This is a genomic window from Pseudofrankia asymbiotica, assembly GCF_001983105.1.
Taxonomy (GTDB): Bacteria; Actinomycetota; Actinomycetes; order Frankiales; family Frankiaceae; genus Pseudofrankia; species Pseudofrankia asymbiotica.
The window spans coordinates 66524-82626 of the sequence record NZ_MOMC01000003.1; the positions used below are offsets into that span (position 1 = coordinate 66524).

The window sequence follows — 16103 nt, forward strand, 5'->3', positions numbered from 1 at the left end:
CCCACCGTCCGCCCGCGCATGTTCCAGGCTTGACACTTCTACGATGACGCGATTAGTGGCGGGTTCGCTCCGGCGACTCGGACCAGATGGGAGGCGTTCCTCATGGCCACCGCCACCGGGCAGCGATACCACAACGAGAACTACAACAAGATCGATCGCGAGGCCGAGGCGCGCGGTGAGGCACGGGGCGAGGCGCTCGGAAGGGCGGAGTCGGTGCTCGATCTGCTCGCGGACCGTGGAATGAACGTTCCCGACGAGGTTCGCGCCCAGGTGCTCGCCTGCACCGACCTCGACCGGCTCCGCCGCTGGCAGCGCCGCGCGCTCACCGCGATCACCGTCGCCGACGTCGTCGAGCCGCAGCGCGATCAGGGGACGCGAAGCTACAGCCACCAGTGAGTTCACCCGGTCGCCGCCACCCGGCAGGCTTCGTGGGCGCGGCGTGGCTAGCACGACAAGACCATGACTGAGTCCGGCCGCCCCGCCGCCGGCCAGTCCGAGGCGCGGGCCGCGGGCGAGCCATGCGCTGCCGATGATGTGGGCGACCGGCGCCGGCGGACCGCCATCCTGACCCGTGCCCGACGCGACCGGCAGGTGTCCGTCCCGCCGCACGGCGGGTCATCGACCCCGGTCAGGACGTTCTTCGACTGACATCGACGTGTTGGCCAGGCCCGGCTCGCGGCCCGGTGACCGCGTTCCCGGCCGCCGCGCACGGGCGTGGCCCCGGCCTTCGTTCAACCCCCACTGTGCGCCCTGCTCACGTCGGACTGTGTGCCGCGCGGCCCGATGAGGCGGATGGTCAGCGGCCGTTCCCGTTCGCGGGCTTCCCGCTGGTCGCGTCGCCGGCCGGCGAGGAGCTGTGGGAGGGCGATCAGGCCGACGACCGACGTGCCGTCGAGCCGGTCGAGCACGGGCATCGTCGTCACGTCCTCGACGGCCATCAGCTCGGCGGCATGCCGCAGCGTCTGCTCGGCGTGGGTGACGACCGGGCCGCGGTCGGTGGCGGCGGCGACTGTCCAGCCGTCACCCGCGGCCGCCAGCAGGCCGGCCCGGGTCACGACGCCCGCGAACCCGCCGCCGGATCGGGTGACCGGATAGAGGCGTTGGCGTACGGCGTCCGTGCCGCGCTCGTCGAGGTCGGCGAGCGCCTGGACGGCGTCGAGGGACGCGTCGAGCTCGACGAAGTCGGTCGTCATCACCTCACCGACGAAGACGATCTCGAGGGGGTCGACGTCATACTCCCTGCTGAGGTGGTAACCGCGCCGCGCGATCTTCTCGGTGAGCACCGAGCGCCGCAGCAGGAGGACCGACACGGCGTAGGCCGTCATGGACGCGATCGTGAGGGGCAGGACCGCCTCCCACCGGCCGGTGAGCTCCATCGCGAAGACGATGCCCGTGAACGGCGAGCGCATCACCCCACCGAGGACACCGGCCAGCCCGACCAGCGCCCAGAATCCAGGCCCGACCGGGGGGAAGACGTGGGCCTCGAGGGCGCCGAGCGCGCCACCGATCATGAATACCGGCGCCAGAACGCCGCCTGATGTGCCCGAGCCGAGGGAGAGCGACCAGATCAGGGTCTTGACGACCAGGACCCCGACCACGAGGCCGAGACTGATGGAGCCGGTGAGCTCGGCGTCGATGACGTCGTAACCCACGCCGAGGGCCTGCGGCACGATCAGGCCGCCGACGCCGATGAGCAGCCCGCCGAGGGCGGGCCACCACATCCAGTGCACCGGTAGTCGCTGGAAGGTGTCCTCGGACGCGTAGACAAGCACTGTCGCGACGAGCGCGAGGACGGCCGACAGGATCCCCGCGACCACGCAGAGCGCGTCGTCGACCGGGCGAAGATCCAGCGCACCCGCGCTGAGGAAGACGTGGCCCTGCCCGAGCAGCGGGTACCGGATGATGGTCGCCACCGACACGGCCGCCGCTACCGGCACGAGGCTGCGGGGCCGCCACTCGAACAGCAGCAGCTCGGCGGCGAGCAGCAGGGCGGCGAGCGGCGAGTTGAAGGTGGCGGCCATGCCCGCCGCCGCGCCCGCGACCAGCAGGCTCTTACGCTCGTCGGCGGTCAGGTGAAGGAACTGCGCGAGCAGGGAGCCGAGTGCTCCGCCCGTCATGACGATCGGTCCTTCGGCGCCGAACGGACCACCCGTACCGATCGACACCGCGGCCGAGACGGGCTTGAGGACGGCGACCCGAGGTTGGACCTTGCTGCCGCCGAGCAGGATCGCCTCGATCGTCTCCGGCATTCCATGACCGCGGATCTTCTCCGAGCCGTAGCGAGCCATGACGCCGACCGCGAGTCCGCCGACTACCGGCGCGGCCAGGACCAGCCACCACGCGGCGTGCTGCGCGGGCGCGACGAGCGCGGTGGAGACCCGATGCCGGAACACGGCATTGGTGATCAGGCCGATCAGCCGCTGCAGCACCCACGCGGCGACGGCGGCGAGCCCGCCGATCGGCAGCGCCAGTGCCGCCATCGCCAACATGCGCGGGGTCGCGGTGAAGTCGCCCAGATGCCGGACATCACGCACCTGGCCGGCGTGCCCCAGGTCGGCCACCTGGCCTCCTTCGTCAATATATCGTGACACGACATATTAGCCTGGGCGTGTGCCCACCGACGCCCAGTACCAGCGCCTGCTCGCGTTCCGCACGGCGCTGCGGCGTTTCGACCAGTGGAGCCGGCAGCAGGCCGAGGCACTCGGGCTCACCCACACTCAGCACCAGCTCCTGCTCGCGATCCGCGGCAGCGCCAGCCCGGCCGGGCCCACCATCGGCGAGGTCGCCGAGGCGCTCCTCATCCGGCACCACAGCGCCACAGAGCTCGTCGACCGCACCCAGCAGCTCGGGCTGGTAAGCCGGCTACGGGACCCCGCGGACTCCCGCCGTGTGCATCTGCGCCTCACCGACCACGGGCGCGACGTCCTCGCCCAGCTCACAGCGGTCCACCTTCAGGAGCTGCGCCGCCTCGCCCCCCTGCTCGACGCGCTCCCGCGGGACATGGAGGGCTGAAGGCGGACAGCGACGTCCTCCCGACCGGCTTCGCGCGCTCCTGGCTGTTCGGGGCCCGGGGATGGTGCGACACCGATCAGGTACTTCGCCTCATCAGCGGCGTTGGTCGCCAGACTGGTCATTGACGCGGGAGGAGCGAATTTCCAATTCCCGCAGGGCGACGATCCTGGCACCATGGGCGCATGCCCGGCGAAGCAGGCACGCGGCCAGCACGCGAGGTTCGGCCGGGCTTCGTGCTGCCCGAGACCGAGCTGCGCTGGCGTTTCTCCCGCTCGTCCGGTCCCGGCGGTCAAGGGGTGAACACGACCGACAGCCGGGCCGAGGTCCGCTTCGACGTCGCTCGCTCGACCGCCGTCCCCGAACCGCTGCGGGAGCGGGCGCTTGCCCGCCTGGCCGGACGCCTCGTGGACGGCGAGCTCATCGTCACGTCGTCCGAGCAGCGCTCGCAGCTGCGCAACCGCGAGGCGGCGCTCGACCGCCTGGTCGCGCTGCTCCATGACGCCACCGCGCCCCCGGCCCGCCGCCGGCGCCCCACCAAACCCAGCCGGGGTGCCGTCGAGCGCCGTCTCACCACCAAGCGCCACCGCTCGCAGACCAAACGCACCCGCCGGCCGGGCTCAGCCGACACGGACGGGTAGAGCGCCGACCGCCCGGACGCCACCCAGCTCAGATCAGTGATCGCCATGTGTGCCTGCCGTGGTTGTCAGCGGTCATCACGTGTTGGAGGTCGTGCGGAACGGGTCGTGCTCGGCTAGCAGGCGCTCCAGGCGGACCTGGTCGACGCGGCTGACGACGCTGGCCGATTCCTGGTGGTCGCGCACGCACTTGGCGAGCGTGAACGTCGAGGTGACGACGTAGAGCAGGCCGAGCCCCAGGAGGCCGCGCATCCAGGCGTCGCCGGGCAGGTACGCGATGGCGACCACAACACTGACCGTCGAGATCGCGAACGACAGGATCGCCTGCACGAAGTAGGCGGTGGTGTTCCGGGAGGGCGGGGGTTTCGTCATGCGGCCAGTGTCGGGACGGGCGCGGCGCCCGGCCTGAGCCCTCGCGCCCAGGGTGTCCTGAGTAATCACGCTCAGGTGCGTTTCGGCCGGTTCTGGGAGACTGGCGCGGTGCTTGACGGCAGGAGCGCGACGGTGACGACCGGCGCCCACGACGCGGTGACGCCAGCGTCTCCGGTGGAGCCGGAGAGGCCCGCGGCCTCCACGAAGCCCACCGCGCCCACGAAGCCCGCGGCGTCCACGAAGCCCACCGCGCCGAAGGCGTCCACGGCGCGGTGGTCGCGGCGCGCCTCACGCACCTGGCGGGCCCGTCCTCCCTGGGTGATGACCGGCAGCGGCCCGGAGGGCGCGCGCGGTGCCCTCTGGCGGTCGCTGGCGGTGTTCCGCTGGGTGTCCGTCGGCTACGCGACCGTGGCCGCGGGTGCTCGGCTCGACGACGCCTACCGGCCGGCGCTGGGTGCGGGCCTGCTGGGCGTGATGGTCGGCTGGTCCGCGGCGCTGACCGTGCTGGTGCCGCGCGCCGACCGCGGGGACCAGCCGCGCCTGCTGCGAGGGCTCATCCTCGCCGACGTCGCGATCTGCGCCGGCCTGGTGGTCGGCGCCGAGCTCGTCGGCCCGAGGTCGAGCCACGCCCTTCCGATGATGTGGGCGACAAGCGGGGTGTTCGGCGCCGCACTGATCTGGGGCACGGCTGGCGGGATCGCCAGCGGGCTGCTGGTGGCGGTCATGTTCATCGTGGAGTGGGGAGCGCTGACCGACGCGCTGGTGGGGACGAGCATGCTGCTGCTCGTCTCGGGCGCGGTAGCGGGGCACCTGAGCCGCACGACGCTGCGGGCGGAGGCGGCGCTCGCCGACGCGCTGGAGGCACGCGCCGGCGATGCCGAGCGCGAGCGGCTGGCACGCCGGGTGCACGACGGCGTGCTGCAGGTCCTGGCGCTGATCGCCCGGGAGGCGCCGCGGGGCATGCCGGCCGAGGAGGTCGCGAGGCTCGCCGCGGAGCAGGAGAGCGCGCTGCGAGACCTGCTGCGCACGCCCGGCCCGGGCGGATCGACGGCGATCGCCCCCGGGGCCCCGCCGGGGGCCTCATCCGGCCGCGGCGAGTCCGGTGGCCGACTGGACCGAGGCGGTACCGCGCGCGCCGACCTGGCCCAGGCCCTGTTGGACCTGGCCCACTCCATGACCGTCGGGGAGCCCGAGGCCGGCGGACCCGCCGCCGGGCAGCCCACGCGGCGGATGTCCGTGACGGTCGCCACGCCTGGTGTCCCGGTGCCGCTGCGGGCCGACCGGGCCGCCGAGGTGGTGGCGGCGGTGCGGGCCGCGCTGGACAACGTCACCCGGCACGCCGGGACGGGCGCGTCGGCCTGGGTGCTGCTGGAGGACGACGGCGACGAGGTCGTCGTGACGGTCCGGGACGACGGCGTCGGTCTGGCGCCGGGGCGGGCCGAGCGGGCCATGGCCGAGGGGCGTCTCGGCCTGGCGGTCAGCATCCGCGGGCGCGTCCGTGACCTGGGCGGCGAGGTCACCGTGCTCGGCCGCCCCGGCCAGGGAACGGAGGTCGAGCTGCATGTGCCCCGCTGAGCCGTTGGGGACCGACGCCGCACCCGTGGGGTCGGGATCGTCCGTCGACCACGCGGCCGAGCGTCCGCCGCGGGTGGTGGTCGTGGACGACCACCCGCTGTGGCGCGACGCCCTGAGCCGGGACCTCGACGCGGCCGGGCTCCAGGTCGTCGGCACGGCGGGGTCCGTTGCCCAGGCACTGCGGGTGGTGGCGGCGACCAGGCCGGACATCGTGGTGCTCGACCTGTCCCTGCCCGATGGTTCCGGAGTTGAGGTGATCCGGGGTCTGCTGACATCGGGCGGCTCGACCGGGTTCAGCGGGTCGGTGCTTGTCGTCTCCGCGTCCGGTGAGCAGGCCGACGTACTCACGGCCGTCAAGTCAGGCGCGTCGGGCTACCTGGTCAAGTCGGCCCGGCCGGAGGAGCTGATCGACGCGGTCCGGCGCACGGCCGCGGGCGAGGCGGTCTTCAGCGCGGGCCTCGCGGCGCTGGTCCTTGGCGAGATGTCCCGCGCCGCCAGAGAACCGGCTCCTGCCCGGCACGCCTCTCCCCGACTCACCGCCCGCGAGCTCGAGGTGCTCCGACTGGTCGCCAAGGGCCTGACGGCCCGGGATGCCGCCGACCGCCTCGGCGTCTCCCCGCGCACCGTGCAGAACCACGTCCACAACGTCCTCGGCAAGCTCCAGCTCCGCAACCGCGTGGAACTCGCCCGCTACGCCGTCCGTGAGGGCTACGACGACCCGACCTCAACCTGACCCGCGAGCCCGCCCACATCGCGTCACCCACCGCCCACCGCCCACCGCCCACCGCGCCGCGCACAACGTCACAGGGAATCGCGTCCGACGTCAGAGCCACCGCTGGCACCGTTTCGTGCCCCTGACGTCGGACAGGATCTCCGGATCTTCCGCTACGCGACGGCGATGTTGACGATGCGGCCGGGGACGACGATGAGGCGCTTCACCGTCTTGCCGTCGGTGTGCTTCGCATAGTCCGCGTGCGCCGTCAGGGCGGCCCTGATGTCGCCCTCCCCCGCACCGGCGGGGACGGACAGGGTGAAGCGGACCTTGCCGTTGACCTGGACCGGCAGGGTGACCGTCGACTCGGCGGCCAGCGCCTCGTCGCCCACCGGGAACGGCACGTGGACCAGCGAGCCGTCGTGGCCCAGCCGCGCCCACAGCTCCTCGGCGATGTGCGGCGCCAGTGGGGCGACCATCAGCACCATCGCCTCGGCCAGTGCCCGCGGCGGCCGGTTCGCGTCGCCGTAGTGCTTGCTGACGAAGTTCGTCAGCTCGATCAGCCGGGCGACGGCGGTGTTGAAGCGCATCCCGGCGTAGTCGGCGCGCACCGCCAGGATCGTGCGGTGCAGCGTCCGGGTCGCCTCGTCGTCCAGCTCGGCGTCGACGGCCCTGATCTCGCCGTTCGCCTCGTCGACCAGGTTGCGCCACAGCCGCTGCAGGAAGCGGTGCGGGCCGACGATGTCGTCGGTCCGCCAGGGCCGGTCGGCATCCAGCGGGCCCATCGCCATCTCGTAGACGCGCAGCGTGTCGGCACCGTACGCGTCGTACATCTCGTCCGGCGTCACGCTGTTCTTCAGGCTCTTGCCCATCTTCCCGGACCGCCGGGTGACGGGATCTCCCTGGTAGCGCAGGGTGCCGCCGGCGTCGGTGGTCACCTCGGCCGCGGGCACGTACATGCCGCGGGYGTCCAGGAACGCGTCGGCCTGGATGTAGCCCTGGTTGAACAGCCGCTTGAACGGCTCCTTCGTCGACACCAGGCCCAGGTCGTACAGGACCTTGTGCCAGAACCGGGCGTACAGCAGGTGCAGCACGGCGTGCTCCACGCCGCCGACGTACAGGTCGACGCCGCCGTCGCCCGCGGGCCCGCGGGCGGCCTGCATCCAGTAGCGCTCGATCTCCGGGTCGACGAACCGTTCGGCGTCCGTCGGGTCCAGGTAACGCAGGTAGTACCAGCAGGAGCCGGCCCACTGCGGCATCGTGTTCGTCTCGCGCCGGTACTGGCGCGGCCCGTCGCCCAGGTCCAGCGTCACCGTCGTCCAGTCGGTGACGCGGGCCAGCGGCGGCACCGGGTCGGACAGGTCGTCCTCAGCCATCGGGGCGGGCCGGAAGTCCGTCATCTCCGGCAGCTCGACGGGCAGCGCCTCGTCGGGCACCGCGATCGGCAGCCCGGTCTCGTCGTAGACGATCGGGAACGGCTCACCCCAGTAACGCTGCCGGGAGAACAGCCAGTCGCGCAGCCGGTAGGACCGGGCGGCCCGGCCGCTGCCGGCGTCCTCCAGCCAGGACACGGTCGTCTTCACCGCGTCGGCCTTCGACAGGCCCGTCAGCACCGGGGCGCCGGTGCCGGGGGGTGGCGGCAGGTACTCGCCCTCGCCGGAGAACGCCACCGGCCAGACGTCGACCGAATCGTTCGAGGACAGGCCGTGCTCGGCCAGGAAGTCGTCGTTCGGCGCCAGCACCGGCGGGGTCGGCAGGCCGAACTCGCGGGCGAACGAGAAGTCACGCTGGTCGTGAGCGGGGACGGCCATGACGGCGCCGGTGCCGTAGCCCAGCAGCACGTAGTCCGCCAGGAAGACCGGGATGACCTCGCCGGTGACCGGGTTGCGGGCGTGGGCGCCGGTGAAGACGCCGGTGCGGTCGACCTCCTCGCCGCGCTGGCGGTCGCTGCGCTTGCCGGCGAACTCCCGGTAGGCGGCGACGGCGGCGGCCGGGGTCCAGTCCGCTTCCGGGGTGCCCTCGGGGCGGCCCTCCTCGAACCTCCACCCGTCCTGGGCATCGGCGGGCCATTCGGACGCGGTCAGCGCGTCGACCAACGGGTGTTCGGGCGCCAGCACCATGAACGTCGCACCCGGCAGGGTGTCCGGCCGGGTGGTGTAGACGTCCAGCGCGATCGCCGGGACGGGCGGGCCGTCGGTCGGGCCGACCCACGCCGGGAACGTGACGTGCGCGCCGTCCGACGGGCCGATCCAGTTGCGCTGCATCTGCTTGATCGAGTCGGGCCAGTCGACCAGGTCCAGGTCGGCCATCAGCCGCTCGGCGTAGGCGGTGATCCGCAGCGTCCACTGGCGCAGGGGGCGGCGGAACACCGGATAGTTCCCGATGTCGCTGCGGCCGTCGGCGGTGACCTCCTCGTTGGCCAGCACGGTGCCCAGCCCTGGGCACCAGTTGACCAGGCCCTCGGCCAGGTAGGCCAGCCGGTGGCCGTCGACGACCTTGCGACGCTCGGTCGCGTCCAGTTCGTCCCAGGGCAGGCCGGACGGGTTCGTCTCCTGGCTCGGGACGCGGCTGCCCGCCTCGAACTCGGCGACCAGCTCGGTGATGGGGCGCGCCCGGTCCAGGCCCTCGTCATACCAGCTGTCGAAGATCTTCTTGAAGATCCACTGTGTCCACCGGTAGTACGTGACGTCGGTGGTCGCGACCTCACGGCGGGTGTCGTGCCCCAGGCCCAGGCGGCCCAGCTGGCGACGCATGTTCTGGATGTTCGCCTCGGTCGTCACCCGGGGGTGCTGGCCGGTGTTGATGGCGTACTGCTCGGCGGGCAGCCCGAAGGCGTMGTAGCCGAAGGTGTGCAGCACGTGCTTCCCGGTCATCCGCAGGTAGCGCGCGTACACGTCGGTACCGATGTAGCCCAGCGGGTGGCCGACGTGCAGCCCCGCGCCACTCGGGTACGGGAACATGTCCAGGACGAAGAACGGGGTCAGCCCCTTGACCTCCTCGAACCCGTCGGACAGCGGCCCGGTTGGGTTCGGGGACGCGAACGTGCCGTGTTCGCGCCACCAGGTCTGCCACCGGCTCTCGATCTCACCCGCGAGCCGCGCGCCGTACCGGAACGACGGTTCGGCCTCCGCCGGCCCCGCGGCGGGTGGGGTCGTGATGTCCTGGGCGTTGTCGGTCATTCTCGTCGCATCCACTCGGCTGGTCAGCATCCACGCGCGCGTGTGGTCACACGGCCGCGCATCGGGCGGCCGTGGGCGCGGACAGTGTCGATCGTCTCCGTCCGAGACTACCGGGACCACCGATTTTCAGCCGCCGCGCTACCCGCCGGCACCGGCACCGCCGGGGCGAGCGACGCCGCCCACGCAGGGCGCGAACGCGGGCGAGCGGGCGCGAACGCGCAACGGACGCGCTTGGCGTCAGGCGTTGCGGTCGGTGTCCTCGGAGCCGTCGGGCTGGCGGGGGACGACGACCGGCTTGGCCTTGTCCCCGGGGCCACCCTCGGCCGGGCGCCGGCTGGCGTTCACGGCCCCGAAGTCGCCCCGATCGACGTTGCTCCGCAGCCGCTTGAGGCTGCCGAACATGAAGTAGAAGACGAAACCAGCCGCCACACAGAGGAAGAGAACGATGAGCGCTCCAGCCGTCCCACCGCTGATCTCATCGGCCGCGAGTACCGGCCCAGCAAGCACCTGGTTCACATCCCGACCCTACGCCACCATTTTTGACGCATGGCCAGGCGCGGGGTCCCCGCCAATCTGCCTGCCAGCCCGCGATCGGGCCGGACCTGACGACAAAGGTCAAGCCGGGCTTGGCAGATCGGTGGGGGAGCTCCGAATGCCGGCGAAGAGGTCGTCCTCCGGGAGGGTGCCGACCTCGATGAGGGAACGGGCGAGCTGGTAGTCCTCGGTGGGCCAGGCCTCGCGCTGCAGGTCCATCGGCACCCGGAACCAGGGGCCGTCAGGGTCGACCTGGGTGGCGTGGGCCAGCAGTGCCCGGTCACGCACCTCGAAGAAGTCGGCGCACTCGACGCTGGTCGTGAGCCGGGCGCTGTCCTCGGCCCGGTCGATCCAGTTCTCCAGTCGTTCCCCGTAGGGCGACTCCAGGCCCCTGGCCGTCATCGCCTCGTGCAGCGCCAGGATGCGCGCCTTGTGGAAGGTGAGGTGGTAGTAGAGCTTCAGCGGCTGCCACGGCGCCAGGCCCGCGTCCACGCCGTGCTCCGGGTAGCGCTCCGGGTCGCCGGCCGCCTCGAACGCCACCGCGCTGATCTTGTGGGTCATGATGTGGTCCGGGTGCGGGTAGCCACCGTTCTCGTCGTAGGTCGTGATGACCTGCGGACGGAACTCGCGGATCAGCCGGACCAGCGGCGCGGCCGCCTCCCGCGGGTCGAGCGTGCCGAACGTGCCCGCCGGCAGCGGGGGCAGCGGGTCGCCCTCCGGCAGGCCCGAGTCGACGAAGCCGAGCCAGGTCTGCCGGACGCCCAGGATGGCCCGCGCCCGCTCCATCTCCTCGCGGCGCACCTCGGGCAGCCGCTCGACGATCTCGGGCTTGTCCAGCGCCGGGTTGAGAATGCTGCCCGCCTCACCGCCCGTGCAGGTCACGACGAGGACCTCGACGCCCTCACCTATGTAGCGCGCCATCGTCGCGGCGCCCTTGCTCGACTCGTCGTCGGGATGGGCGTGCACGGCCATCAGCCGAAGGCCGTGGTCCGGCGCGTCGTGGGACTCGGACAGGGTCTCGGCGGAGGCTGTGCGCTCGGCAGCGAAGCCGCTGCCAGCGGAGGCCGCCTCGAGGTTCACCGGCATGGAGCCATTGTGGCTGATGCCCGTGACAGCTCTGGCCCTTGACCGCGCMCGACCAGGCCATACCGGAGGATGTGGTCGACGTCACGTGACGCCTGGGCACCCCCCGCCCGTGGCCAAGTTCACGTTCGTTATGGAAAAGTCACCGAACGCCGTGGCACAATGCACCGTCCGCGCACGCGCCCCSGGGACAGTGAGGTCCGACAACGGGGACGTGAGGTCGCGGCGCGGCGTGGCGTCGACGCTGTCCGCCCTGACACACAGGGCAGGTGTCGCGTGACCGTCAGTGTCAGCACCCCCACACCTGGGGATGTGACCGACGGGGTTCCTGCCGGATGGCGACGGGGTTCCTGCCTGATCGGCTTCACCGATCCGGGGGTCCGCGATCCAGCAGGTCCGAACGTCGAGGACCACCGGATCAACGCCCTCCGCCGAGTGGGGGCGCGCTGCGTGTCGTCCCGAGTTTCTAGATCTTCCTGATAAACTGAGTATTTGCTTGTGCCACGAGGAGCGTGACGCGTGACCCCGCAGACCTGGCTCACCCAGGAGGCTTACGACCGGCTTCGCTCCGAGCTCGACCACCTCACGACGACCGGCCGGACGGAGCTGGCGAACAAGATCGAGGCTGCTCGCGAAGAGGGCGACCTGAAGGAGAACGGCGGCTACCACGCGGCCAAGGAGGAGCAGGGCAAGCAGGAGGCCCGCATCCGCCAGCTCACGGACCTGCTGCGCGACGCCAAGGTGGGCGAGCCCGCGGCGGGCACCGCCGGCGTGGCTGGGCCTGGCATGGTCGTGGAGGTCCGGTTCCCGGGCGAGAAGGAGACCGAGCGGTTCCTCATCGGCTCCCGGGAGGACCACAGCACGGCTATTGAGGTGTTCTCCCCGGCCTCCCCGCTCGGCGGAGCGGTGACCGGCCACAAGGCCGGCGAAAAGGTGGACTACACCCTGCCAAACGGCCGCGGCGCCTCCGTCGAGATCGTCTCCATCGCCCCGTACGCCCGCTGAACGCTGAACGGCGGCGGCTGTGCCGGCCGCGATGTGCCCACGCGTTTCCCCGTCCCGGCACCCCGGGTCCCGGTGCTGACCGGCAGGTTCGGCACGGTCACAGGCCTGCCGGCAGATCACCGGGACCCGGGTGCCCGGGCCGTGAGCAGGCGCGTTCAGCTCCCCGAGCCCGCCGGGCTCGGGGAGCTCGAGTCCTTCGAGCTCGGCCAGGCCGGAGGGGCGCGCGAGGGGGAGCTGATTCGGGGTGAGTTTGGGAACCGGGCTGGCGAAGCCGTAGGCGGGCGGTAGCGTCGGTGGGGTGGTAGAACTGCCGGTCCCGCCCCGTCCCGCCGTTCCGTCGTCGGCGACCATCCAGCCTCGGGCCTCCCGGGCAGGCTCCGCCGACCCAGGAGCAGCCCCGGCTCCGCCCCCCACAACCCTGGGTGGCCTGCGTGCGTCCGGGCATGTGCACCGGTCCGTGCGTACGGAGCTGCGGGACAACCTGCTCGCCAGAATGGCCGCCGGTGAGAGCCGGTTCCCCGGCATCGTCGGCTTCGACGACACAGTGCTGCCCCAGGTCGAGCGCGCGCTGCTGGCCGGCCACGACATCGTCTTTCTGGGCGAGCGCGGCCAGGGCAAGACCCGCCTCATCCGGACGCTCGTAGGCCTGCTCGACGAGTGGTCACCGGTGGTCGCCGGCTGCGAGATCAATGATCATCCGTACGCACCCGTCTGCGGGCGCTGCCGCGCGCTGCACGCCGAGCTGGGCGACGAGCTGCCCGTGGTCTGGCGGCACCGCGACGACCGGTTCGGGGAGAAGCTCGCGACGCCGGACACCAGCGTCGGCGACCTGATCGGCGATGTGGACCCGGTGAAGGTCGCCGAGGGCCGCACCCTCGGCGACCCGGAGACCGTCCACTACGGCCTGGTTCCCCGGTGCAACCGTGGCATCTTCAGCGTCAACGAGCTGCCCGACCTGGCCGAGCGCATCCAGGTGGCGCTGCTCAACGTGCTCGAGGAGCGCGACATCCAGGTCCGCGGCTATCTGCTGCGGCTTCCCATGGACATCCTGCTGGTCGCCTCCGCCAACCCGGAGGACTACACCAACCGCGGCCGGATCATCACCCCGCTCAAGGACCGGTTCGGCGCCGAGGTGCGCACCCACTACCCGCTGCGCCTCGACGACGAGCTGCGGCTCATCCGCCAGGAGGCGGTGCTGGCCTGGGAGGGCTCCCCGCTGGGCGCGCCGGCACTGCCCGACCATCTGATCGAGATCGTCGCCCGCTTCACCCGGCTGGTCCGGGACGCCCCGCAGGTGGACCAGCGCTCCGGCGTGTCGGCCCGGCTCGCGGTCGCCGCCGCCGAGACGGTGGCCGCCTCCGCGGTCCGGCGGGCGGCGCTGACGGGAGAGGACGTCCCGACGGCCCGGGTCGTCGACCTCGGTTCGATCGTGCCGGCCGTGCGCGGCAAGGTCGAGTTCGAGGCGCTCGAGGAGGGCAGAGAGGACGAGATCCTCACCCACCTGCTGCGTCGGGCGATCGCCGAGACGTTTCGGGCACGGCTCGCCGGCACCGACCTGGCCGGGCTGCAGAAGCGTTTCGACGCCGACGGCCCGGTGGAGACCGGCGACCTGGTCACGGCCGCCGAGCTGCTGCGCCGGGTCGGCCCGGTCCCCGGACTCGCCGGCATGCTGACCAAGCTCGGGGTGGACGGCGCCGAGTCACCGGGGCTCGCCGCCGCGGCGCTGGAGCTGGCGATGGAGGGCCTGCACCTCAACCGCCGGCTCGCCAAGGAGGAACTGCCCGGCCGGACGGTCTACGGCGGCTGACCGCGAGCGGCGTCGCCAGCGGGGACGGAAAACCGCGGCGGGCTGGGATCTCGGGGCCAGCGGGACACGACAGAGAGCGGCGCGTGGGCCGGACGCACCCTGGACCACAGGGGCGTGGACCCTCGCGAAGCGAGGCCCTGAGAGGCACGGGATCACACGGTGAGCAACGAATTCCGCTACGGCCCCTGGGCGGGCGGTCCCGACCCGCTCGACTTCCCGTTCGCCGCCACCGACGCCCTCGACGAGATGTCCCGCCAGGTGCTGGAGGGCCGGACCCCGCGAGAGGCCCTCGACTCGCTGCTGCGCCGCGGCATGAACGGCCGGCGCGGGCTGGACGACCTGCGCCGCGCGGTCGACCGGCGCCGCCGCGAGGTGCGCTCCCGCGGCCGGCTCGACGGCACTCTGCGGGAGGTACGCCGGCTGCTCGACACCGCGATCGGCCAGGAGCGGGCGGCGCTGTTCCCCGACCCGTCGGACGACGCGCGGATGCGTGAGACGGAGCTGGACGCGCTGCCGGGCGACCCGGCCCGCGCGGTACGCGAGCTCGCCGACTACGACTGGCGTTCCGAGGCGGCCCGCGAGACGTACGACCAGATCGCTGACCTGCTGCGCCGCGAGGTCCTCGACTCCCAGTTCCGCGGGATGAAGGAGGCGTTGACCGGCGCCACGCCGGAGGACATGGCTCGGGTGGGCGAGATGGTTCGGGCGCTCAACGAGCTGCTCGCCAAGGACGCCCGGGGTGAGGACACCGACGAGGCGTTCCGCGACTTCATGCGCGAGTTCGGGGAGTTCTTCCCCGAGCAGCCGAGCAACCTCGAAGAACTGATCGACACGCTCGCCCAGCGCTCGGCCGCCGCCGCCCGCCTGCTCGCCGGCCTGTCGCCCAAGCAGCGCCAGGAGCTGGCCGGGCTGATGGCGTCCGCCGTCCAGGACATGGGCCTGGCCGACGAGCTCGCCCAGCTCGGCGAGGCGCTCCGGTCGGCCCGGCCGAACCTCAACTGGGGCATGCGCCCGTCGGGACGGGCGAACGGCTTCGGCGACCCGCGCGGGGGTGGGGCGGAGCTCGGCCTCGGCGACGCGACGTCGGCGCTCGAGGAACTCGCGGAACTCGACGAGCTGGCCGCCGCGCTCAACCAGGACTATCCGGGAGCCTCGCTCGACGACGTCGACCCGGACGCGATCGCCGAGGCGCTGGGACGCTCGGCGGTCGACGACCTGCGCCAGCTCCAGCAGGTCGAGCGCGAGCTGGAGCGCGCCGGTTTCCTGACCCGCCGTTCCGGGCGTCTCGAGCTCACGCCGCGGGCGGTGCGCCGGATCGGTCAGTCGGCCCTCGCCAGGATCTTCCGGCAGATCTCGTCGGGCGCGCGCGGCGACCACGCGCAGACCGACGCCGGCGCCGCGGGTGAGCTGATCGGCACCGCTCGTCCCTGGGAGTTCGGGGACACGCAGCCCCTCGACGTCGTCCGCACCGTGCGCAACGCGGTGCTGCGCTCCGGGCCGCCCGGGCCGGGGGTGGCGATCCGGCTGAAGGTCGAGGACTTCGCCGTCGCCGAGACGGAGAAGCGCACCTCGGCCGCGGTCTGCCTGCTCGTCGACCTGTCCTACTCGATGGCGCTGCGCGGCACCTGGGGGACGGCGAAGTCGACGGCGCTGGCCCTGCACACCCTGGTCACCACCAAGTTCCCCCAGGACAAGATCCACCTGATCGGCTTCTCGGACTACGCCCGCGAGCTGCGGCCGGTGGAGCTGGCCGGCCTCGACTCCGAGATGGTGCAGGGCACCAACCTGCAGCACGCACTGCTGATCGCCGGCAGGCTGCTGTCGCGCTACCCGGAGTCGGAGCCGGTGGTCATGGTCGTCACCGACGGCGAGCCGACCGCCCACCTGCTGCGCGACGGCACCCCGGCGTTCTCGTGGCCGCCGATGCCGGAGACGCTCGAGCTCACACTCGCCGAGGTCGACCGGCTGACCAAGCGCGGCGTCAACATCAACGTCTTCATGCTGGACACCGAGCCGCGGCTGGTGCGCTTCGTCGAGGAGATGGCCCGGCGCAACGGCGGCCGGGTCCTCTCCCCCGACCCGAACGCGCTAGGCGAGTACGTCGTCCACGACTACCTGCGCTCCCGCGGCGGCCGCCGCGCGGCCCGCTGACCTGGTCCCCACCCAGCGATGATTTGTTGATCTCGTTC

Annotated in this window: 15 protein-coding genes; 9 read left to right on the forward strand and 6 right to left on the reverse strand. The window is 72.4% G+C overall.

The annotated features are described in order from the left end of the window. Positions 1–102: 102 nt before the first annotated feature. Together BL253_RS00940 and BL253_RS00945 are read left to right on the forward strand one after the other, a co-directional pair. Positions 103–396: a hypothetical protein gene (locus BL253_RS00940; RefSeq protein ID WP_076812492.1), complete on the forward strand. Its 294-nt coding sequence runs from the start codon at positions 103–105 to the stop codon at positions 394–396. Between the two features lie 63 nt (positions 397–459). Beyond that, on the forward strand, positions 460–648 hold the full coding sequence (locus tag BL253_RS00945; RefSeq protein ID WP_076812495.1) for a hypothetical protein: 189 nt from the start codon (positions 460–462) through the stop codon (positions 646–648). Between the two features lie 83 nt (positions 649–731). Here BL253_RS00945 and BL253_RS00950 read toward each other — a convergent pair whose 3' ends face one another. Next, positions 732–2561 (reverse strand): chloride channel protein, encoded by a 1830-nt coding sequence (locus BL253_RS00950; protein WP_241834403.1) that lies wholly within the window; start codon positions 2559–2561, stop codon positions 732–734. Between the two features lie 49 nt (positions 2562–2610). Here BL253_RS00950 and BL253_RS00955 point away from each other — a divergent pair, with 49 nt between their 5' ends. Together BL253_RS00955 and arfB are read left to right on the forward strand one after the other, a co-directional pair. Next, positions 2611–3012, forward strand: a complete 402-nt coding sequence (locus tag BL253_RS00955; RefSeq protein ID WP_076812497.1) for a MarR family winged helix-turn-helix transcriptional regulator — start codon at positions 2611–2613, stop codon at positions 3010–3012. A 182-nt stretch (positions 3013–3194) separates the two neighbouring features. Next, entirely contained in the window at positions 3195–3650 is a 456-nt protein-coding gene (gene arfB, locus BL253_RS00960; RefSeq protein WP_076812500.1) for an alternative ribosome rescue aminoacyl-tRNA hydrolase ArfB, read from the forward strand. Positions 3651–3725: 75 nt separating this feature from the next. On the opposite strand, the gene BL253_RS00965 is transcribed toward arfB, so the two are convergent. Next, entirely contained in the window at positions 3726–4019 is a 294-nt protein-coding gene (locus BL253_RS00965) for a YiaA/YiaB family inner membrane protein (RefSeq protein WP_076812502.1), read from the reverse strand. A 71-nt stretch (positions 4020–4090) separates the two neighbouring features. Further along, a complete protein-coding gene (locus tag BL253_RS00970) occupies positions 4091–4315 on the reverse strand; it encodes a hypothetical protein (protein WP_076812505.1) in 225 nt (74 codons plus the stop codon). 25 nt (positions 4316–4340) lie between these two features. Between BL253_RS00970 and macS the strand changes: the two genes are divergently transcribed. Both macS and BL253_RS00980 read left to right on the forward strand, forming a co-directional pair. Further along, a complete protein-coding gene (gene macS, locus BL253_RS00975; RefSeq protein WP_076812508.1) occupies positions 4341–5594 on the forward strand; it encodes a MacS family sensor histidine kinase in 1254 nt (417 codons plus the stop codon). After that, positions 5581–6327 (forward strand): response regulator, encoded by a 747-nt coding sequence (locus BL253_RS00980; protein ID WP_081437878.1) that lies wholly within the window; start codon positions 5581–5583, stop codon positions 6325–6327. Before macS ends, BL253_RS00980 begins: the two co-directional genes overlap by 14 nt. 152 nt (positions 6328–6479) lie before the next feature. Here BL253_RS00980 and BL253_RS00985 read toward each other — a convergent pair whose 3' ends face one another. From BL253_RS00985 to mca, 3 genes are all read right to left on the reverse strand, one after another. Next, on the reverse strand, positions 6480–9485 hold the full coding sequence (locus tag BL253_RS00985; RefSeq protein WP_076812513.1) for a leucine--tRNA ligase: 3006 nt from the start codon (positions 9483–9485) through the stop codon (positions 6480–6482). 237 nt (positions 9486–9722) lie between these two features. After that, positions 9723–9992, reverse strand: a complete 270-nt coding sequence (locus BL253_RS00990; protein ID WP_158230315.1) for a hypothetical protein — start codon at positions 9990–9992, stop codon at positions 9723–9725. A 108-nt stretch (positions 9993–10100) separates the two neighbouring features. Next, positions 10101–11105, reverse strand: coding sequence for a mycothiol conjugate amidase Mca (gene mca, locus BL253_RS00995; protein ID WP_081437879.1), 1005 nt, complete (start codon positions 11103–11105; stop codon positions 10101–10103). A 516-nt stretch (positions 11106–11621) separates the two neighbouring features. On the opposite strand from mca, the gene greA reads away from it, so the two are divergent. The 3 genes from greA to BL253_RS01015 all read left to right on the forward strand — a co-directional run bounded on the left by greA (position 11622) and on the right by BL253_RS01015 (position 16065). Continuing rightward, the gene (gene greA, locus BL253_RS01000; RefSeq protein ID WP_076812519.1) at positions 11622–12107 is read left to right on the forward strand and encodes a transcription elongation factor GreA; all 486 of its coding nucleotides are present in this window, start codon (positions 11622–11624) and stop codon (positions 12105–12107) included. 349 nt (positions 12108–12456) lie between these two features. Further along, positions 12457–13914 carry a sigma 54-interacting transcriptional regulator gene (locus BL253_RS01010; RefSeq protein WP_476644100.1) on the forward strand — a complete coding sequence of 486 codons (1458 nt, stop codon included), beginning with the start codon at positions 12457–12459 and terminating at the stop codon, positions 13912–13914. A gap of 159 nt (positions 13915–14073) precedes the next feature. Then, positions 14074–16065: a vWA domain-containing protein gene (locus BL253_RS01015; protein ID WP_076812528.1), complete on the forward strand. Its 1992-nt coding sequence runs from the start codon at positions 14074–14076 to the stop codon at positions 16063–16065. Positions 16066–16103 lie beyond the last annotated feature (38 nt).